Raw genomic sequence first — 22,621 nt, forward strand, 5'->3', positions numbered from 1 at the left:
ATCCTCAGTACCCGACCTGCACCCGCAGATAGAGCCGGCCCGTGTCGGCGGCGGGGTCGAGCCCGTCCCCGCCGAAGCCGACGAGATTGTACCCGAGCGCCACGCGGGAGAGGCCCGCCGCGACGCCCGCCTCGACGCGCACGGCGTCGAGCGCGCCGAGGCGTGCGCCGGAGAGCGGCGCGCGGCGCGCGTACTCCGCCGCCGCATCGACGGGCCCCGCGATCCGGACCCGCGCCCGAACGCTCCCCGCGAGCCGGTCGTCGCGGCCGCCCGCGCTCCGCCACGCGGCGACCCCCGCGGCGAGGCCGACGGAGAGCCGCGACGCGGCGTCGACCGTCAGCGCCGCGCGCGCCAGGACGCCGTCGCGCCGCGCCTCCCCGGGGCGGCGTTCCGCGAGCCGCGCGACGGTGGCGAGCGCGGATGCGCGCGCGAGCCGGAGCGCGCCGCCGACCGCCGCCTCGAGATCGAGCGCCTCGCGGCCACCGACGACGCCCTGCGACCACCCGGCGCGCGCCGACAGCGTCGCGGGCGGCGCGAGACGCCACTCGACGGACCCGCCCGCCGCGACGGCGTGGCCGTCGCCCTCGTCCCTGACCTCGCCGCGCAGCGCCGCCAGCACGGGCCCGCGGACCAGGCCCGCGGCGGCGGCGGCCGCGCTCCGGCGCGTCGGCTCGCCGCCGGGGCGGAGCCGCTCCCCGCGCTCGGCGGTGAGGGAGACCGTGAGGCCAGCCGCGGGCGCGACCCGCGCCCCGACGACGCGCGCGCTGCGGAGGCCGAAGGGATCGCGCGCGAACTGCTCCTCCGTGAAGATCTCGGCGTCCCCGGCCGTGCGGCGGGCCCCGAGCGTGCCGGCGTCCGACCTGAACGCGGAGGGCGCGTCCGGATCCACGGAGAAGGTGCCGTACACGGCGTCGCCCGGGCCGCGGCGCTCGCCGATCGCGACGAGCCTCGGGCCGATCGCGGGTCCCCAGCCGGCGCGGAGCCCGACCGTCTCCTCGTGGGTCTCGATCATGGCCCCGACGGCGCTGAAGGTCGGGTCGACGCCCGCGCCCGTGACCCGCAGCGCCTGATGATGGGAGACGTCCAGCGTGAGGCCGGGCGCGACGCCCGCCGCCGCGCGGAGCCCGGCGGACGTCTCCTCTCCCGGCGCCGGCGCGCTCAGCCGCGTGTCGATGGCCTCCGCGGCGATGGCGATGCCGCCGAGCACCACCTCGCTCCGCGCGACGGCGCGGCGCGCGTCGAGCGGCGTCGCGCCGGCGGGATCGCGGGGGTCGGTGCCCTGCCGCTCCGCCCACCGGAGCTCGAGCGCGACCGGCCCCGCGAGCGAGACCTCGGCCCCGCGCTCTCGTGCGGCGCGCGTCTCGAGGAACTCGGCGTCGGAGTAGCCGGCCTCGCGGACCCGCCACCACGCGTCCGCGCGGACCGGCCCGCCCCCGCCGCGAACCTCGACGTGCAACGCGTCGCCCTCCGCCGCCGCCGGAGCGGGCGCCGCGAAGACGAACCCTCCGTCCGACGACCGCGAGAAGCCGCTCGCGGCGTCGAGCGCGAGGCCGGTGCTCCGCGCCGCCTCGACGCGTACCTCCGCGAGCGCGAGGTCGAAGATGCCCGTCGCGGCGGCCAGCCGGTACGGCGAGCCCGGCCGGTCCTCGCTGACCCCGTGCACCGCCAGCGAGACCGGCCCGGCGGCGGCGGAGACCCGCCCGCCCCGCAGATCGTCGGCCACGGGCCCGGCGGACGCGTGCAGGTAATCCGCGAGGAGCACCGCCGCGGCGGCGACGAACGGGTCGGCGGTGACGAGGGCCGCCGGCGCGGCCACGGACGAGAGCGGCCGCGCCAGGATGACGCGCCCCGTCGCCCACGAGATCTCGTAGTCCTCGCCGCGAACGAGGGTCCGCTGCCGGACCACGCGCCCCGTGAACGGGTCCCGCCACTCGACGCGGAGCGCCTCGCTCCCGGGGACCACCTCGCCGTGCGAGAGCCAGAAGAGCGCGCCGCCCGTGGCGGAGAGCGCGTCGTGGGCCGGGAGCGGAGGGGCGTTGCCCGCGGCGTCGGCGCGGAGCGTGGCGCCGAAGGCGCTCGCCCGGAGCTCCACCGGACCCAGCACGGCGGCGCCCTCCCCCTTCCCGCCGAAGAGCGCGCGGTCGTAACGCCCGAGCTCGGATCCGGTGAGCCCCGCGCGCGCGCCGCCGAGCTCGAGACGGCCGCCGTCCCCCGCCACCCGCGCCCAGAGCCGGCCCCGCGCGGCGTTACGATCGTCCGCGGCGCCCGCGTCGCCCGCGGTCAGGAACGTCCGGGCGGGCTCGAGGGCGTGCTCCAGCGTGAGCGCGTCCCGCGGGCGCGCCAGGTCCCCGAGCCGATCGCGGTCGTCGAGGTCGGCGCCCGCCTCGACGTCGACCGCCCCGAGCCGCGCCCGGAGCGCGCCCGACGCCCGCCCGGTGACGAGGAGCCCTGGCCGGCCGAGGAAGGAGACCTCCGCCTCCCCGAGGGCCGTCGCGACGGACATCCCGGCGGCCGCGGGGGCCGCTAGCGGCACGCGGACGCGCGCGACGTCGGCCTCGAGCACCTCGAGCTCGGGCGGCGCGCCCGCGGGCGCGAACGCCGCGAACGTGCCTCCCGCGCCCGGCGTGGCGAGCGCGCCGGCGATCCGCGGCCGGCGCCCCGGCGCGATCGTGCCGCTGACGAGCAGCCCCCCGCCCGCGGCCGGCGCGGCGGCGACCGTCGCGACGCGCTCCGGCGCGCCGGGGAGCACGAGGACGCTCCCGTCGGCGCGGCGCCCCACGAACACCGGCCAGGCCACGATCGATACGGCTCCGCCCGGCGCGCGGATCACGAGCTCGATGAGCCGGGCGCCGTGCTCGAGCGGGACCGGGACGAGCACCTCGCCTCCAGCGCCGACCGCGCGCGCGACCCCGCCGACCTCGACGACGCTGCCGACCGGGACCCGCCCGGCGAGCAGGATCTCCCGCTCCCCGGGAGCGGGCGGCCGCACCGCCTCGGGGTCGAGCGCGAGCGCGGGCGGGGACCCGGCGGGCGCCGCCGGGACCGCGAGGTCGACCGAGGCGGCGCCCTCGGCCGCGAGCTCGACGGCGGCGCGCGCGCCGAGCCCCTCGACCGCGATCGACAGCCCGCCGTACGCGGTCCGATCCCGCGCGACCACGCGGTCCGGCACGTCGAGCAGGTGGAAGCGGCCATCGGGGCCGGCGATCGCGACCCCGCCCGCGGACGCGATCACCCGGGCTCCGGCGACGCCGGGCTCCTCTTCCTCGCACCTGCCGTCGCCGTCGACGTCCAGGCACACGCGGCCGAGCACGGTGCCTCCGATCCGCCGCGCGGCGCCGAGCTCCACGGGCTGGCCGGCCGCCACCAGCGGGGCCGCGAGGACGAACGCGGCCCAGGGGCTCCTCACCGGACCTCCACGAGCGCGGCGACGCCCGTCTCCGCGTCGACCACCGCGATGCGGCCCGGCCTTCCCGCGACCGCGCAGCGCTGCCCGGCGCCGTCCGGCGACGGCGGGCCGAGGGTGACGCCCTCGGCGCGGAGGACGACCCGCCGGCCCGGCACCGGGCGGCCGTCCGCGTCGTCCACCTCGAAGCGCAGCGTCCCAGCATCGAGGCGCGCGACGACCTCGATCGGCGACGGCGGCCGGAGCGGGACGTCGACCGTCCGCACGAGGGCCACCGGGGTCGCAGGCGGCGCGACATCTGCCCACCCCGCCGCGCGCGCGCCGCCGTCCGCCTCGACCGTCTCCTCGTCGCCGGACGCCGGCGCCCGCGCCTCGCCGGCCGCGTCCGTCGTGACCCGGGCCCCGGAGCCGAATCGCACGACGACGCCCGCCGCCGCCCGCGCGTCGACGGTGCGGGCCGTCGCGACCCACTGCCGGCCGTCGCGGCGGATCGAGAGCGACGCCGCCTCCCGCCCCGGCGCGAGCTCGAACGCCAGCGGCGCGCGCTGGATCCAGTCCGGCTCGCGTCCGCCCTCCCCGGTCTCGCTCCTCGCGGCGGGAGCGGCGCGCGCGACGAACCGGTCGGGCGCCACGAAGCCCTGGCGCGCGCCGGCCGGCCCGTGCGCCGCGCCGAGGAGGTCGCCGCGGGCGTCCCGGACCGCCGTGTCGGCGGCGACGATCGCGCCGAGCGGGACGGGATCCCGCGCGAGCCTCGCCTCGAGGGCGGCGGGCGCCCCGGTGGCGAGGGCGATCTCCACGGCCTCGCACGACGCGGCGCCACCGCCCGGGAACGCGATCTCGATGGCGTCGGCCCGGCCGCCGCCGCCCACGGGCGCCCGGTACGTCGCGTGCTGGAGCGCGCCCGGCCCGGGCTCGAGCGGGCCGACGACGCCGCGCCGCGCGGAGGCCGCGAGGGCCGCCGCCCGGACGGGCGCACCGCCCGGCTCCGTCGCGAGACACCACAGCGACGCGCTCGCGGAGCCGTCCGCCGGGACGGCGCTCGGCCACGCGGCGCACGCGAGCCGGTCCACCGCGGGGAGACCGAGGTCGACCGTCGTCCGGTTGCGGTTCCCGATGGCGTCGACGGAGGTCGCGATCGCCGTCCGCGCGCCGGGCGGCACCACCACGTCCACGCTGAAGCGGCCGCGCGCGTCCGCCGTCACCGGGCCGAACGAGCGCCCGCCGACCTCGAGCGTCGTGCGCACGCCCGGCTCGGCGCGCCCGGGGAGCGTGATCGCCGCGGCGACGGGGAACGAGATGGCGCCGACGGCGCGCGGCGTAGGGCAGAGCGGGCACCGCGGCACGAGCGCGACGACGATGGCCACCTCCGGCCAGCGCGCCGGCGAGGGCTCGAACCGTGCGGTGAACCGTCCCGGCCCATCCGGCGCGACCGCGCCGACGTGCCCCGCGGCGGCGGAGACCACCGGCGAAGGCGCGCCCGCGTCGACCGCGCCCGAGGCGTCCCGCACCGTCAGCACGAGCGCCACCTCGCGATCGCGCCCCTTCACCGGCTGGCCCGGCGTCACCGCGATCTCGACGCGACCCGGGGGCGCGCCGACCGGCGCGACGCGCCTCGCGGCGCCCGAGACGAGGACGACCTCCCGGACGCCGGGCGCCGGTACGACGCGCCAGAGCCCCGGCGCGAGCGGCTCCGCGCGCGCCCCGTCCGCCTGGAGCGGCGCTCCGGGCGTCAGCGCCACCACGTCGCCGTCCGGCGACAGCGGCCACGGCGGGAGACGGATCGCCGGCGGGGCGCCCGGCGCGGCGAGGACCAGCGCGGCGGCGAGCGCGGCGGCGGCGTTCACGCGCGGCGGCGCCGCCGCAGGAGGGCGGCGGCGAGCCCGAGCGGCGCGAGCCCCGCGCCCGCGCTGCCGCAGCCCTGCCCGCGCGGCGCGCCGTGCGTCCCGGGGCCGCCGTCGAGGTGCCCGCCGCAGCCGGGACCCTCGCAGGCGAGCGGCGGCACGGCCCCGCCGAGCACGCGGACGCGCAGCGTCGCGCCGGGGACGCCCGCGGCCGCGGCGGCCACGCGCCCGTCCCCCGGCTCGATCGTGACGACGCGCTCGAGGTGATGGACCGGGATCGCGAAGTCGGCAGGCGTCGCGGCGATCACCGGCCGGTCGCCGAGGACGACGCCGGCGCTCGACACGCCCATCGCGTCGAGACACACGAGGACCCTTCCCTCCGTGACGGCGCCGGCGAGCGGCGCCTGCGCCACGAACGGCTTCCCCGTCTCGCGCGCGAGCGTCAGGTCCGCGAGCACGATCGCGGCGGGGTCGTCGCACCGCGCCGGCGGCGGTGCGGGCGGCCAGTTCGCCGGCGCGCCGTCGTCCGCCAACGGGAGCGGCAGGGTGTACATCGCGATGTCGAGATCGCCGTGCGCGTCGTCGGCGAACACGACCCGGACCGACTGGCCCGGCACGGCCGAGACGTCGTTCAGGATCTGATCGCTCGCGCTCGGGTGCGGGACGAACGCGGTGCCGGTCGCGAGGTTCCACAGGACGACCTGCGAGTGACCGGTCGAGAGGTCCTCGAACGCGACCCAATCCCCGGAGACGTGCGGGTTCCGCTGCGTCCCGGGGACGCGCAGCGCCGCACCGAGCACCCCGGGCGTGTCGTACACCTCCACGTCCGTGTCGCCGCCGCCGGCGTCGCGCGCCACCACCACCCGCGGCGCGTCGGGCGCACCGTCCATCGCGAGGCCCGTCGCGCGGCCGGGGCAGACCTCGCGGACCTCGCCGGTCGTGGTGTCGAGCATGCGGACCGCTCCGCCGTCCGCGTCGTCCACGAGCCCGACCCAGTCGCCGAACGCGGCGGGCGCGTGCTGGTCGCCGGGCCCGCCGAGCACGCCGTTCACCTTCGGCTGCAGCAGCCTCGACCAGACGACGTCGCGCCCGGAGCCGTCGGCGGCGTCCCGCTCCCACGCGACGACGGCCTCGGAGGTCGCCGGCGCGCCGGCGACGTCCTGCTCCGCGCCGGACCGGAGGAGCGCCCGCAGCGGGATCGAGTAGACCTCGATGCCGGAGGGCGCGCGGTACGCGACGACGGAGCGGGAGACGTCGGGGCTCTGCTGGTCGCCCGGGCCGACGGCGACGTCGACCGTCGTCCCGGTCGAGAGATCGTACATGCGGACGTCCCAGTCCGCGCCGGAGTGATCCGCGTAGACGACGTAGGGACCGTCGATGGAGGGTTTCGTCTGCTCGCCGGGCGCCTCGACCAGCCAGCGGAGGTCGCCGACCGGCAGCGCCCGCGCGGCGACCGGCGCCGCGAGCGCGACCGCGAGCGCGGTGGCGTGGACGATGCGCTGCACGGGTCCCCTCCTGCGGTCGCGCGCGGACCGGCGGCGCCGCGCCTGATGCGCGTGCGCGGACGGCTTCTCCCTCCGTGCGCGTCCCTCCAGCTGGGGGATAGTGTGCTCCCCCGCAGAGGACGGTCAAGCGGGCGCTCTGCCGCTCTCGCCTGACCGCCGTGTGGGGAACGGACTCACCGAGGCGAACCGCCCCAGAGCCCCCGGGTATCGAACCGAGGGTCCGGCGCCCGGGTGTCGAGGACCACCGGCGGCCCGTGCTCCCGGGACGAACGGCCGCCGACGCCGCGCGCGCTCGCCTCGAGCACCTGGCTTCCCTCCCGCAGGTAGAGGACGTGCATGAACGTGCCGTCCGGACCGACCTCGACCGGCTCGCCGCCGAGCACCACGACCGCACCGGGCTCCGTGCGGCCGCGTACGACGATCCGGGCGCGGTTCGTGGTCCGCTCCCCGGGCCACGCCACCTTGAGGAGCAGCTCCGGCGGGAGCGGCACCGCGTCCGAGGGCGGGAGACCCTCGACCGCGGTGGCGCGCTTGCCGGCGCCGACGACGACGGTAGTCCCGGCGCTCTCGAGCTCGGCGGCCCCTTCGGTCGCGGCGACGGCCACCACCTTCCCGGAGCGCGACATCGACACCGCGCCGCCACGCGTCCGCATGACGGTCCCGCGCGTCGCCTCGAACTCGACGGTGCGGCGGGGGTCCTCCCGCACGCGCGCCGACACGAGGCCGGACTCGAGCCGGAAGCGCGCGAGCGTCGCGGTGATCTGCTGCACGTCGAACCGCGCCGCGCCCTCGAGCTCGACGGTGTAGCTGTCGCCCGCGGAGAGCTCGACCCGACCGTCCACGCCGGCGACGAGGGCGTCGTCCCGGCGCAGCGCGTCGCCGGCTCGAGCGGGCGCCCGCTCCGCGCCGCGCACGCGCTCGACCTGGCCCACCACGCGGGTGACCGCGAGCACGGGAGCGGCGTCCGCCGAGGCGACGGTCGCCTTCGGCGTCGCCGGCTCGCGCCCGAGGAGGACCGCGTACGCCGCGGCGGCGCCCGCGACGAGCAGCGCCGCGAGGGCCCAGAACCGGACGTGCTCCCGTCGGCCCATGCCGCGCGACTATACCGTCGCCCCCTTCGCCCCGGGCAGGCTGACCGTGAACGTGCTGCCCTCGCCCGGCCGGCTCGACACGTCGATCCGCCCGCCGTGCGCCGAGACGACGGCGTACGCCGCCGGCAGCCCGAGCCCGACGTCCGTCCAGCGGGCCTTCGTCGTGAAGAACGGCTCGAAGAGGTGCGGGAGGTCCTCGGCCGGGATCCCCTTGCCGCCGTCCTGGACGAGGATGCGCGCGCCGTCCGCCGCGCGCGCCGTCTCGACGCGGATGCGCGCCCCGCTGCGCCCATCGCACGCCGCGCGCGCGTTCCAGACGAGGTCCAGCACCACGCGCGCGAGCTGGCCGGCGTCGCCGCGCACGCGCGGCGCCGGGTCGGCGAGGACGACGTCGACCGGCGCTCCGCCCGCGGCCACCTCGCCGCCCGCGAGCGCGAGCGCCTCGGAGACGACGGCGTTCAGGTCGAGCTCGCGAAGATCCGGCTGCGCGCCCTGCTGGCTGAAGCGGAGCAGGCGCCGCACCACGTCGCGGCAGCGGCGCGCCAGGTCCTCGATCGTCGAGAGCGCCTCCCGGTCGGGGTCGCCGGGCGCCTTCTCCTCGAGGAGGAGCTGCGCGTTCCCCAGGATCCCCGCGAGCGGGTTGTTGATCTCGTGCGCGACGCCCGCGCCGAGCCGGCCGACGGCGGCGAGCTTCTGCGCCTCGAGGAGCCGCGCGTGCGCCGCCTCGAGGTCGCGTGTCCGCGCCTCGACCTCCAGCCGCAGCTCCTCGTTCCACCCCTCGAGCTTCGCGCGGGCGCGCCCGAGCTCCTCCGCCATCCCGTTGAAGGTCGCGGACACCGCCGCCACCTCGTCGCCGCCGCGGACGGGGAGCCTCACGGCGAGGTCGCCGGACCCGAGAGCGCGCGCCGCGGCGTCGATCCGCGCGAGGCCGGCGGCGAGGCGCCGCGCGAGGAGCGCGGCCGCGGCGAGCACGACCGCCAGCACGAGCGCGCTCGCGGCGAGGACCTCGCGGCGCGTCCGGATCACGTCGGCGTACGCGACCCGCGCCGGGACGGCGACGAGGATCCCCCACCCCGTCCCGTTCCCGAGCGGCGCCCACGCCGCGACGAGGCGGCGTCCCTGGAGCGCGCCGCGCCGGTCCGGCGCGAGCGCCGCCGCGACCTCGTCGCGCTCCTCGGCCGCCAGCGGGCCGGCCCCCGACGATGCGACGAGCGGCCCCCCGCGAGCGTCCAGGAGCCACGCCCCGCCGCCCGCGGCCGCGGCGGCGTCGAGCCGCCGTCGCGTCCGCTCGGGGTCGAGCCGGGCCCCGACGAGCCAGCCCGCCCCGGCTTCCGCGCGGACCCCGCGAACCGCCGCGACGAGGGGACCGCGCGCGGGATCCTCGTACACCGCCAGGACCAGGCCGGCATCCGGCGCCGCCGCGGTGGCGCGGAGCGCCGCGACGAATGCCTGGGTCGAGGGGTCGCCCGCGGGCCGGGCGGCCTCGTCCACGGCGGCGCGCACCGAGCCGGCCGCGTCGACGACCGCCGCGGCGTTCGCGCCCGACACCTGCTGCGAGAGCAGGAACAGGAGCCGCTGCAGCTCCGGGTCGGTGAGCCGATCGGGCCGCCAGGCGCGGAGGAAGGCGTCGAGCTCGCGGTCGGTCCGCTCGAGGTCCTCGGTGACCGTCGCCGCGGCCGTCTCGGCGCGCGCGAGCTGCTCGGCCGCGGTGCGCTCTCCGAGGGTCCGCTGCACGCGTGCGAGCAGCGCGAACCCGACCCCCGCGAGCGGGGCGACGGCGGCGAGGAGGAGGAAGAGCGCGAGCTTCCGACCGAGGCTCACGACGCCGCCCCGTCGACGAGGTGCACGCTCCCGGGGACGCGCTTCGCGCGCTGCTTCAGCTCGGCGGCGGCGCGCGCCAGCTCGGCGTGCCCCGCGAAGCGCCCCGGCGCGGCGAGGACCGTGACGGCGCTGACGGAGAGCACGGGGAAGCGCCGCCGCGCGCCGTACCGGTCCGGCGCCTCGATGTAGCCGCGGTCGCGATCGGCGCGGTCATAGTAGAGCGGGATCACCCGGTCGAACGCGGCGAGCGCAGCCCGACACACGGCGTGGGCGCGGTCCGGGGCGGTGAGGAGCACGAAGTCGTCGCCGCCGACGTGGCCGAGGAACGCGCCGTCGCCGCCCTCGAGCGCCACCGCGTCGCGCAGGATCTCGGCGGTCTGGAGGAGGACGCCGTCCGCCTTGGCGTAGCCGTAGTGGTCGTTGAACGCCTTCAGGTTGTCGAGGTCGACGTAGGTGAGCGCGAACGGCGTGCGGGCGGCGAGCCGGCGCGCCACCTCGCGGTCGATCGCGGGCGCGCCGGGGAGGCGGGTCATCGGGGACGCGTGCAGGGCGGCCTCGCGGCGCGCCAGCGCGGCGTCGAGGCGTGCGATGAGCTCGCGGGCGTCGAACGGCTTCGTCACGTAGTCGTCGGCGCCGAGGCCGAGCCCGCGCACCTTGTCCTGGACCTCGCCGCGCGCGGACAGGAACACGGCCGCGAACGGCTCCTGGACCCGGACGTCCGCGAGCGCCTCGAGGAGGCCGAACCCGTCGCCGTCGGGCAGCTGCACGTCCACGAGGAGCGCCTGCGGGCGGCGGTCGCGGACGACCGCGCGGGCCTCGGCGCACGAGCCTGCCTCCACCACCTCGTACCCGCTGGCGGCGAGCACCTCCGCGCAGATGGCGCGGATCGCCGGGTCGTCGTCCACGACGAGGACGCGGGCGCGCGTCGCGCGGGCGCGATCCACCGCGTCCTCCGCGGCGGCGGCCAGCTCCGCGGCGCTCGCCGGCTTCGCGACGAACGCCGCACCGGCCCTGAGCGCCGCGCCGCGGCCCGCGGGCGCGCTCGCGACGAGCAGCCGCGCGTCGCGGGCGTCCGGGTCGTGGCGCAGGATCTCGGCGAAGGGCACCTCCGCGACCGCCGGGAGCGCCGGATCCCACACGACGAGGCGCGCCCGCAGGCCGCGGACGAGCGCGAGCGCCTGTTCGGGCGTGGCGGCCGTGCGGCACCGGAAGCCGCGCCCCTCGAGCACGCCCCGCGCGAGCGCTGCGGCATCCGCCTCGTCCACGACCACCGCGACGGCGCCGTCCGCCCGCGACACCTTCTCCGGCGCCTTCGGCGGCTCGTCCGGCAGCACCGCCACGAGCTTCACGCCCTCCCCCGGCGCGCTCTCCGCCCAGATCCGGCCGCCGTGCGCCTCGACGAGCCCGCGGCAGATCGCGAGCCCGAGCCCCGAGCCGCGCGTCCGCCCCCTCGAGCCGGAGCGCGACTGCTCGAACTTCTCGAAGATCCGCTCGAGGTCCTCCTCCGGGATCGCGTCGCCCGCGTTCCAGACCGACAGGCCGGCGACGCCGCCGAGCGCCTGGGACCGGAACACGCGGACGCGGATGACGCCGTTCTCCGGCGAGAACTTCACCGCGTTCGTGAGGAGGTTCGCGAGCACCTGGCCGAGGCGGCCGGGGTCGGCCGTGATCGCGACGGGCGCCGCCGGGGCGTGCACCTGGAGCTCGATCCCGCGCTCGGCGGCGGCGGCCTGCCAGCGGTCCGCCGCGGCGCGCGCGAGCTCGTCCAGCCGCACCGGCTCCAGCTCCATCCGCAGCTTGCCCTTCGCGAGCCGGGCGACGTCCAGGATGTCGTCGACGAGCGCGTTCAGCCGCTCGGTCGAGTCCCGCGCCATCTTGAGGTAGCGCTCCTGCTTCGGCTCGAGCGCGCCGACGAGGCCGTCGAGGACGAGATCGAGCGCGCCGGTGATGGAGGTGAGCGGCGTCCGCAGCTCGTGGCTCACGACGTGGACGAACTCCTCCTTGCGCTCCTCCAGCCGCCGCTGCTCGGTCACGTCGCGGAGGACCACCGCGACGCCCGCGAGGCGCCCCCTCCCGTCCGGGACCGGCGAGACGATCGGCGCGAGGTTGCGCTCGCCGCGCCGGATCTCCTGACCCTCCACCGCCCGCGCCACCGAGCCCGGCGGAGCGCCCCGGCCGATGGCGAGCACGGGGCTCCCCAGCGCCTCCTCGAGCCACGCGCGGGTGAGCGGCCCCGTCGCGGGCGCGCCGAGCATCCGCCGCGCCGCCGGGTTGGCCACCACCTCGTCGCGATCCTGCGGCGCGAAGACGAGCCCGTCGGCGAGGCTCTCCACGACGCGCTCGAGCCGCCGCCGCTCCGCGTCGACGCGCGTCGCGAACGCCCGGAGCGCCTCGGCGAGCTCGTTCACGAGCACGTCCAGCACGCGCGCGTCGCCGTCCCCGAACGCCTCGATGGCGGCGCTCTCGAGGACGACCACGCCCGCCACCGCGCCGTCCGCGTGCACGGGGACCGTGAGGCGCGACGCGAACGCGTCGGGGCCGCGCCCGTCGGCGGCGCCCACCAGCCGCAGCTCGAGCGCGGCCGCGTCGACGGCCGCCCCGGCGTGCTCCGCGTGCGCGGCGAGCGCGTCGGCCCGCACGGCCCCCAGCGCCGCGTCGCCGAGCCGGGTCCTCGCGCGGACGAGCAGCACCGGCGCGCTGCCCGGCGGCGCGAGCAGCGCCGCGGCCGCGTCGCACGGCACGATCTCGGGGAGCCGCGCGACGACGCGCTCGAGGAGCGCCGCGGGGCTCTCCGCGGCGCCGACGTCGCGCGCGATCTCGGAGGCGATCTGGAGCGCCGCGAGTCGCCGCTCCAGCTCCGCGTGCAGCCGGGCGCGATCCCGCTTGAGCTGCACCTGCTCGAGCGCGGAGGCGACCGTCTGGCGCAGGTCGACGCTCTCCCACGGCTTCACGAGGTACCGATAGACCTGCCCCTGGTTGATGGCGGCGACGAGATCGTCCGGATCGGTGTACGCCGTGAGCACGATCGCGCAGAGATCGGGGACGCGCCGGCGGGCGGCGGCGATGAGCTCGATGCCCGTCATCCCCGGCATGCGCTGGTCGGTGACGAGGAGATCGACGTCGCGCGCCGCCAGCAGCGCGAGCGCCTCGTGGCCGGAAGTCGCGGTGAGCGCCTCGTAGCCGTCGCGCGCCGAGAAGGTCCGCGCGAGCAGCGAGAGGACCTCCGCCTCGTCGTCCACGAACAAGATCGCGTGGGGCATCGCGCGCGCGCCCCCCGGTCGCGCGGGGTCGAATCGATCGGGGGAGGATGCTAGCACGCCCTCCGGACGGGCGTCCGGCCGAAGCACCTCCGTGCCCCTTGCGACATCGCGCGCGAAAGGCTATGAGTTCCGGCCTTTTAGGTTTCAGGCACTGGAGCTTCATGATACCGCGCGAGCAGATCCGGAACGTGGCGATCGTCGCCCACGTCGACCACGGCAAGACCACCCTCGTCGACTTCATGCTGCGGCAGGCGGGAGTCTTCCGCGCCAACGAGCAGGTGGTCGAGCGGGTCATGGACTCGAACGACCTCGAGCGCGAGAAGGGCATCACCATCCTCGCGAAGAACACCGCCGTCACCTACAACGGGGTGAAGATCAACATCGTCGACACGCCCGGCCACGCCGACTTCGGCGGCGAGGTCGAGCGCGCGCTGCGGCTCGTCGACGGCGTGCTGCTGCTGGTGGACGCGGCGGAGGGCCCGCTCCCGCAGACGCGCTTCGTGCTCTCGAAGGCGCTCGCGCTCGGGCTCCCCTCGGTGCTCGTCATCAACAAGGTGGACCGCCAGGACGCGCGGGCGAAGGAGGTCCTCGACCTCGTCTACTCGCTCTACATCGATCTCGGCGCGAACGAGCACCAGATCGACTTCCCGGTGATCTACGCCATCGCCCGCGAGGGCCGGGCCGCCCACACGCTCCAGGGCGCGTTCGAGGCGGACTCGCTGAAGCCGCTCTTCGACGCCATCCTCACGCACGTGCCGCCGCCGCCCGTCGGCGACCTGACGCACATGCAGATGCTCGTCGACAACCTCGACTACGACGACTACGTGGGCCGCCTCGCCATCGGGCGGATCGCGTCCGGCGTCCTCCACGAGGGCGACGCCATCGCGGTCATCCGCGAGGAGGGGAAGATCGTCCCCGCCAAGGTCGTGCGGCTCTACGCGTACGACGGGCTGAAGCGCGTCGAGGTGAAGGACGCCGGCCCCGGCGAGATCGTCTGCATCGCCGGCGCGGAGGAGATCGGCATCGGCGACACCATCGCCGACCTCACGAACCCGGTGGCGCTCCCGCGCATCAGCGTCGAGGAGCCCACCATGTCGATGGTGTTCAAGGTGAACGACGGCCCCTTCGCCGGCAAGGAAGGGAAGTACGTCACGAGCCGGAACATCCGCGAGCGGCTCTACCGCGAGGCCTACAAGAACGTCTCGATCCGCGTCGAGGACACCGAGACGCCCGACGCATTCAAGGTGGTCGGCCGCGGCGAGCTCCAGCTCGCCGTGATCGTCGAGAACATGCGGCGCGAGGGGTACGAGCTCACCGTCTCGAACCCCGAGCCGATCCTGAAGACCGTCGAGGGCGAGGTGCACGAGCCGATGGAGCTGCTCGTGTGTGACCTCCCGAACGAGGCGGTGGGCGGGGTGACGCAGAGCATGGGCGGCCGCAAGGGCCGGATGGTCGACATGCAGCCCATCGGCTCCGGCCGCACGCGCCTCCAGTTCCGCGTGCCGGCGCGCGGGCTCATCGGGTTCCGCGGCGAGTTCCTCACCCTCACCCGCGGCGAGGGGATCATGTCCTCCCAGTTCGACGGCTACGAGCCGTGGCAGGGGCTGATCGAGAAGCGGAAGACCGGCGCCATCGTCGCGGACCGGGTGGGGGACGTGGTCGCCTACGCCTGCTTCTACTGCCAGGAGCGCGGCTCGCTGTTCGTGAAGCCCGGCGACAAGGTGTACGCCGGGATGATCGTGGGCGAGCACAGCCACGACAACGACCTCGACTTCAACATCTCGAAGGAGAAGAAGCTCACGAACATCCGCGCGGCCGGCCGGGACGAGAACGTCATCCTGACGCCGCCGCGGGACATGAGCCTCGAGATGGCGCTCGAGTGGATCGCCGAGGACGAGCTCGTCGAGGTGACGCCGCAGTCCATCCGGCTCCGGAAGAAGTTCCTCGACCCGACCGTCCGCTACAAGATCGAGCGCGACCGGAAGCGCGGCGCGGCGACCGCGGACGCGTAGCGGGCCACCCTCCCCGCCCCGAGGCAGATCCCCCGCCCCGCCGTGCAGCGTCCCGCTGCCGCGCGGGGCGTCGTCTTTCCGGCGGACCGATCGAGAGCCCCGAAACGCAGAACGCCGCCCGGTCTCCCGGGCGGCGTTCGTGGCGCGGCGTGCTGCCGAGGTCGCTAGACCTTCGGCTTCGCGCGGGCGCGCTCTTCCTGCTTCTGCTTCGGCCGCGGCTGGCCCTTCACGGCGGTGTTCACGAACAGGACCCCATCCGCGTGGCCGGGGACGGCGCCGGACACGAGGAGGAGGTTCTTCTCGGCCTCGACGCCGACGACCGTGAGGTTCTGGATCGTGACGTTGTCGCTGCCGTAGTGGCCGGGGAGGTGCTTGCCCTTCCACACCTTGCCCGGCGTCTTGCGCTGACCGATCGCGCCGATGTGCCGGTGGTGCTCGTGGGACGTGGAGGAGTCGCGGGCGGCACCCTTCATCCCCCACTTCTTCACGACGCCGGCGAAGCCGCGGCCCTTCGTGACGCCGGAGACGTCGATGCGCTGGTTCGGCTTGAAGACCTTGTCGACGGTGAGGACGTCACCCGCCTTCAGGTCGCCGAGGAGCTTCGCGTCCTTGACGCGGATCTCCTTCACGTGCCGGAAGATCGGCGTGCCGGCCTTCTTGAAGACGCCGACCTCCGCCTTCGTGAGCCGGTGCGCGTGCTTCTCGTCGACGGTCTCCCAGCCGAGCACGACGGCGTCGTAGCCGTCCTTCTCCGCCGTCTTCCGGCGGACCACGGTGCAGGGGCCCGCCTCGATCACCGTCACGGGAACGCAGTCGCCCTCGGGCGTGAAGATCTGCGTCATCCCAACCTTCTTCGCCAACAGTCCGGTCGCCATGAACACCTCGCATTGGTCCGCCGCGCGTCGAGAAAGGCCGCGGAGGACGTGCACTTGGAAAGGGTCGGCTATCTACCCGTCCGCGCCCGTCGTGTCAAGGGAACACCGCGAAACCAGGGGCGGTCTGGCGCCGGCCGGCGATCGCCCCGCGCGGACCGCCTGCTACCGTGGGACCGCGTGGCCCGCCATGTGGGACACGTGCGTGAGCAGCGCGTCGATGTCGAACGGCTTCGCGAGGTAGCCCTGCGCGCCGAGCGCCGCCACCTTCTGCGGGTTCCCATCCGCCGAGATCACGACGATCGGGATCCTCCGCGGCACGGGCCGCTGCCGGAGCGCGTTCGCGAACGCGAGTCCGTCCATCACCGGCATCATCAGGTCCAGGAGGATGACGGCGGGGAGCTCCTCGCTCACGCGCTCGAGCGCCTCCAGCCCGTGGCGGGCGCGGGCGACGCGATAGCCTTCGGCCTCCAGGATGTCGCAGATGGCATCGAGGATGTCGGGATCGTCGTCGACGACGAGGACGAGCGGTCGGTTCATGGGTGGGCGGCGGCGTCGGGGCGGGAAGTATAGGCCGCCTGCAGCGGGAGCGTCAGCACGAACGCTCCCCCCTCGACGGCCAGCGTTCCCCCCAGCGCCGGCGCCACGCGCCGTACGAGCGGCAGGGCGAGCGCCCGCCCCTTCAGATCGCTCGGCGAGCCCTTCTTCGGATCCTCGAGCGCATCGGCCGCCGCGGGCGCGCCGGCGATCGCGAGCGCCAGACGCCCCCCGTCGGACCGCACCGTCACGCGCACCGGCGCCGCCTCCCGTCCGGCGGCCGCGAGCAGCGCGTCGAGCGCCCGGTCGAGGAGCGCCCGGTCGATCTCGAGCGTCACCGACGCGTCGCCGTCGATCGTGACGGCGCCGACGTCCGGCGGCCGGCGGCCGGCGGCCTCCTCGACGACCGCTCCGATGACGAGCGACTCGGGACGGATCGGGATCCCGCCGACGTCGAGCCGCTCGCTCAGGAAGTGGTCCTCGATGAGCTGGCGCACGCGCCCGAGCGAGCGCAGGCACATGGCGGTCAGCTTCTCGCCGCGCGGCCCGCCCCGCTCCTCGGCGGCCATCCGGGCGAGCAGCTCCGCCGACCAGAGCGCGGTCGACAGCGGATTCCTGACCTCGTGCGCGACGAAGCCCAGGTAGTTGCCGCGCGTCTCGCGCTCTCGGGATTCCTCCGGCCGAGGAACGTCATCGTCTTTTGCGGACATGCACGTACCCGTTCGGTCGTTTTGTCGCGGAGACGAACACTCACGATGGGGAGACGAGCGACCATCCGCAAGTGGGTCGACCGAGGTCTGAAAGAGGTCTTTGAAACTATTACAGGCAAAAAACCCAAGAGGAGGGCCTTTCTTTTGGGACCCTGTAATGATTATAGCCCCCGGCTCGGGACCCCTAGCGCCGCCCTCCGGCCAAGCAGCCGTATTCAGGGGGTTATCCGTTCGGGGCCCTGGCGGCACACCGGTTGCTTGGTGCGTAGGGAGGCGACGACGGAGTACACCAGGAGGCCAGATGACCCGCCAGCCCTATCCGAGCACGACGAGCTCCCTCGAGCTTTATCTCTCGGAGATCAACCGGTTCCCGCTGCTCTCCGTCGAGGACGAGCAGCGCCTCGCGCGCGAGTTCCGCAAGGACGCCGACACGCGCGCAGCGCACCGGCTCGTGACCGCCAACCTCCGGTTCGTCGTGAAGGTCGCCTACGAGTACCGCTCCTACGGCTTCAAGATGGCCGACCTCATCCAGGAGGGAAACATCGGCCTCATGAAGGCGGTGCAGAAGTTCGACCCGGACAAGGGCATCCGCCTCATCTCCTACGCGGTGTGGTGGATCCGCGCGTACATCCAGAACTACATCCTCAAGTCCTGGTCGCTCGTGAAGCTCGGGACCACGCAGGCGCAGCGGAAGCTGTTCTTCTCCCTCGCCCGCACGAAGCGCGAGCTGGACAAGATGTCCTCCGAGCACGGCGTCGACTCGGACGGGCACGACGCGAACAAGGTCGCGAAGAAGCTCCGCGTGAAGCCGGGAGAGGTCCGCGAGATGGAGCAGCGGATGGAAGGCCGCGATCTCTCGCTCGACGCACCGCTCGGGGACGACGGAAGTTACAGCCACGTCGACTTCGTGGTCGCGGGCGCCCCCGGCCAGGACGACGAGCTCTCCGGAGCCGAGGAGCAGAAGATCGTGCACGGGAAGGTCGGCGAGGCCCTCGCCCACCTCGACCAGCGCGAGCGCTACATCATCGAGATGCGCGTCATGAGCGACCGCCCGCTCACGCTGAAGGAGCTGGGCGAGCACTTCGGCTTCTCCCGCGAGCGCGCCCGGCAGCTCGAGATCCGCGCCAAGGAGAAGCTGAAGCAGGAGCTGCAGCTGCTCGCGGCCGAGATCGACTGGCCGACGGACGGCAAGCCGGTGGAGATCGACGACCGCGCGATCGCGTAGCGGCTGCGGCCTCCGGGCCGGCGAAGCGACGGAAGCGAGCGGCCCGGGAGATCCCGGGCCGTTTCGTTTCCGGACCGCGGCGGCGCCGCCTACGCCATCCCGTGCTTCTTCAGGCGGTAGCGGAGCGTGTCGCGCGACACGCCGAGGAGGCGCGCGGCCTTGGACTGGTTGCCGCTCGCGCGCTCCATCGCCTCCGCGATGAGCCGGCGCTCGACGTCGTCGAGCACGAGGCCCTCCTCGGTGATCTGCGGGACGATCTTCTCCTGCCGCTTCGGCGGCGCGACGCGACGCAGCTCGGGCGTGAGGTGCTCGGGGCGGATCTCGTCGGTGCCGGCGTGCAGGATGAACGCGCGCTCGACGACGTTCCGCAGCTCGCGAACGTTGCCGGGCCAGTGATAGCCCTTCAGCATCTCGAGGGCGGCAGGCGAGATCCCCTTCACCTGACGCTTCATCTCCTGGTTGAAGCGCACGATGAAGTGCGCCGCGAGCGTCGGGACGTCGTCGAGGTGCTCCCGGAGCGGCGGCACGACGATCCGGACCACGTTCAGGCGGAAGAACAGGTCGGCCCGGAAGCGCCCCTCGGAGACGCGCTCCTCGAGGTTGACGTTGGTCGCGGCGATGACCCGGACGTCGGCCCGCAGCTCCTGGACGCCGCCGACCCGGCGAAACGCCTTGTTCTCGAGGAGGCGGAGGAGCTTGGCCTGGCCGCCCGGCGGCAGGTCGCCGATCTCGTCGAGCATCACCGAGCCGCCCTCGGCGGACTCGAACAGGCCGCGCTTCTGGGTGTGCGCGTCGGTGAACGCGCCGCGCTCGTGGCCGAACAGCTCCGACTCGAGGAGGTGCTCGGGGAGCGCCGCGCAGTTCACCTGCATGATCGGCTTGTCCGCGCGCGCGCTCTGGAAGTGGATCGCCCGCGCGACGACCTCCTTGCCGGCGCCGCTCTCGCCCTCGATGAGGACGGTCGTGGTGTCGCTGGTGGCGAGGCGGGAGATCATGCTCCGCACCTGCTCCATCGCGGCGGAGCCGCCCACGATCGCCTCGAGCGCGCTCGCCCCGCGCTTGTCGCTCGTGAGCGTGGCGATCTGCCGGCGCGTGCGGGAGTTCGCGAGCGCGCGCTGGACGGCGGCATCGAGCTGCTGGAACGGGAACGGCTTCACGAGGAAGTCGATGGCGCCGTGCTTCATCGCCTCGACCGCGACGTCCACGGTCGAGTGGGCGGACATCATCAGCACCGCCACCTCGGGGTGGAGCGAGAGCGCGCGCTGGAGCGTCTGCACGCCGTCGATCCCGGGGAGCCTCACGTCGAGCAGCATGAGGTCCGGCGGGGACGCCGAGATCATCTCGAGCGCCTGCTCGCCCGACTCCGCCGACAGCACCTCGTAGCCGTCGCGCTGAAGCCGCTCCGCCACCGACCAGCGGATGAGCTTCTCGTCGTCGACGACGAGGATGCGGGCCGAGGCATCGTTCATGCGGCATGCTCCGCGGCGCGCCCGGGGCGTGCCTGATGCAGGGTCACGGTGAAGACGGTGCCACCGTCGGGCGGGCACCGGTAGCCGATGTGGCCGCCGTGCTCTGCCACGATCCGGGCACTGATCGCCAGCCCCAAACCGTTTCCCTCCCGCTTCGTCGTGAAGAAAGGCTTGAACACCTGGGCGCGGACGTCGGCCGGGATCCCGGGCCCGGTGTCCTCGATGTCCACGACCACGGTGCCCTCGGCCGCACGGGAGCGAAGCGTGAGCTTCCCCCCCTCGCCGCGCGCCGCCATCGCCTGGCAGGCGTTGAGGCAGATGTTCAGGAAGACCTGCTCGAGCTGGGCGGGATCCGCCAGGACGGTCGGGAGGTTGGGCGCCAGCTCGGAATGCAGGGTGATGCCCGCGTTCCGGGACTGCTGCCGGATGAGGAAGAGCACCTTCTCGATGGACGCGTTCGCGTCCGTCGAGCGGAGCTTCGCCTTCGGGGGTCGGGCGAAGCTGAGGAGGCTCTCCATGGTGTGCGTCAGCCGGTTCACCTGGTGCTGCATCTCCGAGACGATCTCCGCGTGCCGCGGATCGCGCGCGAGGTCCTCCGAGAGCAGCTCGAGCGCGCCGGAGAGCCCGGCGAGCGGGTTCTTGATCTCGTGGGCGAGCCCCGTCGCGATCTCACCGACCGCGGCGAACCGGTCGGCGCGCACCATCCGCTCCCGGTAGAACGCCTCGAGCTCGGCCTGGCTTCGCCGCAGCGCGGTGAGCGTCGCGTCGAACCCCCGCGCCGCGACGCCGACCTCGTCCGGCCGACCCTCGTCGGCGCGGACCGTCAGCTCGCCCGCCTCGGCGCGCCTCATCACGGTGACCAGGCGCTGGAGCGGCGTGACCGCCTCCCGGCCGAGCAGCCAGAGCGCGATGCCGAGGAGGCAGACGAACGCTGCGGCGGCGGAGAGCGACAGCGTCTTCGCGAGCTGCGCCTGGGCCGCGAGGACGGGATCCCGGGTGAAGCGCAGGTCGAGCCAGCCGTTCACGGGCTGGCGCACGTCGTGGCAGCGGGTGCACGCCTCGCCGTTCACGATGGGCTGCAGGACCGCGTACTCGCCGCGGTCCCCCGTGAAGCTCGTCACGACCTTCACGGCCTCGACGCGGTGGATGCCGTCCCACGGCACGCGCCCGAGCAGGCCGGGGCTCGACGACACGGAGACGTGCCCGCCCGGGTTGATGAGGCTCGCGGAGACGAGATCGCTCCGGTGCGCGACCAGCGCGTCGAGCAGCCCGGAGACGTCCTGCGGGCGGCCGGCCAGCATGACGTTCGACACGCCGGACGCGACCATCCCGGCGAAGATCTCGGCCCGCTCCTGGCGGCCGCGCTCCATGTCCGAGCCGTAGAAGTGGACGGCGGCCGCGACCATGGCCGAGAGCGTCAGGGCGAACAGGAGCGCGGTGGGGACGAGGATGCGCGCGCGGAGGCTCGAGTCCAGCCGCTGGTAGATGCGCTCGAGGAAGTTCATCCGCGCCGGTTCCGTTCTTTCACTTCGGCAATCATCGCAGGGCGGCGGCCCCGCGTGAAGGGGCCGGCCGTCAGGCGGCCTCGCCGCGGCGCGCGTGCGCGGGCGCCGACAGCCCGAAGATCTGCACGGCGGCCTCGACGAGCGGCTCGCCGGCCCCTCCCTCGGTCGCCGCCCTGCGCAGCCGGGCGCTCGGCGCGTGGAGGAGCTTCGAGACGATCGAGCCCGCCATCGCGTCGAGGCGCCGCGCGAGCTCCGGGTCCTCGCCGAGGCGGCGGAGCGTCCGCTCCACCTCCTCGCGCGCGATCTCGGCGGCGCGGCTGCGCATCTCCTGGATGAGCGGCGCGGCCCGGCGCTCGGCCTCGGCGCGCGCGAACTTCTGGACCTCCTCCTCGACGATGTTCCCGCCCTCGTGCGCGGCGGTCGCGCGCTCGGCGAGCGCGGCCTTCATCACGCGATCGAGATCGTCGACGTCGCAGAGGTAGACGTCCGGGATCGCGCCGGTCTCGGCGGGGATCGCGCGCGGGACCGCGAGATCGACGAGGACGATGCGGCGACGCCGCGAGCGGACGAGGGCTGCCATCGCCGCAGGGGCGAAGGCGGCCGGCGCGGCCGGCGCCGCGGAGATCACCACGTCGGCGTGCCGGAGCTCCTCCTCGAGCGCCTCGAGCGGCCTCGCCGTCGCGCCGAGCTCCGCGGCGAGCGCCTCGGCATTCGCGACCGTCCGGTTCAGGACGACGACGGAGGCCTTCTGGTCCCGGAGGTGCTGCGCGGAGAGCCGCGCCATCTCGCCCGCGCCGAGCACCACCGCGCGACAGCCGGCGAGCGGCCCGAGGACCTTCTCCGCGAGGGCGACGGCGGCGTGGCCCCAGGAGACGCCCGCGCGGCCGACGGCGGTCTCGGTCCGCACCCGCTTGGCGGCCGCGAGCGCGCGGGAGAGCACCGTGGTGAGCTCCTTGCCGGCCGTGCCGACGTCGACGGCGCGCTGGAAGGCGTCCTTCACCTGCCCCTGGATCTGGGGCTCGCCGACGATCGCCGACTCGAGGCTGGCGGCGACGCGCACGAGGTGCCGGAACGCCTCCTCGCCGTGGAGCTCGAACAGCGGCAGGTCGCGGCCCGCCCGCGCCTGCATCGCCTGCCGCAGCGCCATCGAGGCCGCGGCGGGACATCGGGTCGCAGCGTACAGCTCGACGCGATAGCAGGTGGACAGCACAACCACCTCGTCCACGCCGCCCAGCGCCGCGTAGCCGGCGAGAACCTCCGGCCACTGCTCGGCGGGGATGGCGAGGACCTCGCGATCCGCGACGGTCGCGCCCTTCTGGTTGAGCCCGACGGCGACGAGCAAAACGACGCCCTCCTTACCCGGGATTCCG

The 22,621-nt window shown here is 75.4% G+C and carries 14 protein-coding genes and 2 pseudogenes; 2 read left to right on the top strand and 14 right to left on the bottom strand.

The genetic code is table 11. The features are described from left to right. Positions 1-4 precede the first annotated feature (4 nt). From AMOR_RS29305 to AMOR_RS29915, 8 genes and pseudogenes are all read right to left on the bottom strand, one after another. Positions 5-3,406, bottom strand: coding sequence for a hypothetical protein (locus AMOR_RS29305; RefSeq protein WP_248357300.1), 3,402 nt, complete (start codon positions 3,404-3,406; stop codon positions 5-7). Further along, positions 3,403-5,247 (bottom strand): hypothetical protein, encoded by a 1,845-nt coding sequence (locus tag AMOR_RS29310; RefSeq protein WP_248357301.1) that lies wholly within the window; start codon positions 5,245-5,247, stop codon positions 3,403-3,405. The genes AMOR_RS29305 and AMOR_RS29310 overlap by 4 nt, the downstream gene beginning before the upstream one ends. After that, positions 5,244-6,749: a hypothetical protein gene (locus tag AMOR_RS29315; protein WP_248357302.1), complete on the bottom strand. Its 1,506-nt coding sequence runs from the start codon at positions 6,747-6,749 to the stop codon at positions 5,244-5,246. The genes AMOR_RS29310 and AMOR_RS29315 overlap by 4 nt, the downstream gene beginning before the upstream one ends. A 173-nt stretch (positions 6,750-6,922) precedes the next feature. Further along, a complete protein-coding gene (locus AMOR_RS29320) occupies positions 6,923-7,840 on the bottom strand; it encodes a FecR domain-containing protein (RefSeq protein WP_248357303.1) in 918 nt (305 codons plus the stop codon). A gap of 9 nt (positions 7,841-7,849) precedes the next feature. Continuing rightward, on the bottom strand, positions 7,850-9,661 hold the full coding sequence (locus AMOR_RS29325) for an ATP-binding protein (protein ID WP_248357304.1): 1,812 nt from the start codon (positions 9,659-9,661) through the stop codon (positions 7,850-7,852). Continuing rightward, the gene (locus AMOR_RS29905; protein ID WP_404800971.1) at positions 9,658-10,194 is read right to left on the bottom strand and encodes a diguanylate cyclase domain-containing protein; all 537 of its coding nucleotides are present in this window, start codon (positions 10,192-10,194) and stop codon (positions 9,658-9,660) included. The genes AMOR_RS29325 and AMOR_RS29905 overlap by 4 nt, the downstream gene beginning before the upstream one ends. A 27-nt stretch (positions 10,195-10,221) precedes the next feature. After that, positions 10,222-11,010, bottom strand: a pseudogene (locus AMOR_RS29910) (response regulator); the annotation flags it as partial. A 30-nt stretch (positions 11,011-11,040) separates the two neighbouring features. Beyond that, positions 11,041-12,921: pseudogene (locus AMOR_RS29915) on the bottom strand (response regulator); the annotation flags it as partial. A 161-nt stretch (positions 12,922-13,082) separates the two neighbouring features. Between AMOR_RS29915 and typA the strand changes: the two are divergent. Next, positions 13,083-14,933, top strand: coding sequence for a translational GTPase TypA (typA, locus tag AMOR_RS29335; protein ID WP_248357306.1), 1,851 nt, complete (start codon positions 13,083-13,085; stop codon positions 14,931-14,933). Between the two features lie 164 nt (positions 14,934-15,097). Here typA and rplC read toward each other — a convergent pair whose 3' ends face one another. The 3 genes from rplC to AMOR_RS29350 form a co-directional block, all read right to left on the bottom strand. After that, positions 15,098-15,808 (bottom strand): 50S ribosomal protein L3, encoded by a 711-nt coding sequence (gene rplC / locus AMOR_RS29340; protein ID WP_248357307.1) that lies wholly within the window; start codon positions 15,806-15,808, stop codon positions 15,098-15,100. A 162-nt stretch (positions 15,809-15,970) separates the two neighbouring features. Further along, positions 15,971-16,345: a response regulator gene (locus AMOR_RS29345; RefSeq protein WP_248357308.1), complete on the bottom strand. Its 375-nt coding sequence runs from the start codon at positions 16,343-16,345 to the stop codon at positions 15,971-15,973. Then, positions 16,342-17,052 (bottom strand): histidine kinase dimerization/phospho-acceptor domain-containing protein, encoded by a 711-nt coding sequence (locus AMOR_RS29350; RefSeq protein WP_248357309.1) that lies wholly within the window; start codon positions 17,050-17,052, stop codon positions 16,342-16,344. Before AMOR_RS29350 ends, AMOR_RS29345 begins: the two co-directional genes overlap by 4 nt. A gap of 301 nt (positions 17,053-17,353) precedes the next feature. Here AMOR_RS29350 and rpoH point away from each other — a divergent pair, with 301 nt between their 5' ends. Beyond that, complete coding sequence (gene rpoH, locus AMOR_RS29355; protein ID WP_248357310.1) at positions 17,354-18,277, top strand: RNA polymerase sigma factor RpoH; 924 nt, start codon at positions 17,354-17,356, stop codon at positions 18,275-18,277. 89 nt (positions 18,278-18,366) lie between these two features. Here the strand turns inward: rpoH and AMOR_RS29360 are convergent, their stop codons facing one another. The 3 genes from AMOR_RS29360 to hemA all read right to left on the bottom strand — a co-directional run bounded on the left by AMOR_RS29360 (position 18,367) and on the right by hemA (position 22,593). After that, the gene (locus tag AMOR_RS29360) at positions 18,367-19,746 is read right to left on the bottom strand and encodes a sigma-54-dependent transcriptional regulator (protein WP_248357311.1); all 1,380 of its coding nucleotides are present in this window, start codon (positions 19,744-19,746) and stop codon (positions 18,367-18,369) included. Then, positions 19,743-21,251, bottom strand: coding sequence for a sensor histidine kinase (locus AMOR_RS29365; protein WP_248357312.1), 1,509 nt, complete (start codon positions 21,249-21,251; stop codon positions 19,743-19,745). Before AMOR_RS29365 ends, AMOR_RS29360 begins: the two co-directional genes overlap by 4 nt. Before the next feature lie 70 nt (positions 21,252-21,321). Beyond that, positions 21,322-22,593 carry a glutamyl-tRNA reductase gene (gene hemA / locus AMOR_RS29370; RefSeq protein WP_248357313.1) on the bottom strand — a complete coding sequence of 424 codons (1,272 nt, stop codon included), beginning with the start codon at positions 22,591-22,593 and terminating at the stop codon, positions 21,322-21,324. Positions 22,594-22,621 lie beyond the last annotated feature (28 nt).

This window comes from Anaeromyxobacter oryzae, from assembly GCF_023169945.1.
Taxonomy (GTDB): Bacteria; Myxococcota; Myxococcia; order Myxococcales; family Anaeromyxobacteraceae; genus Anaeromyxobacter; species Anaeromyxobacter oryzae.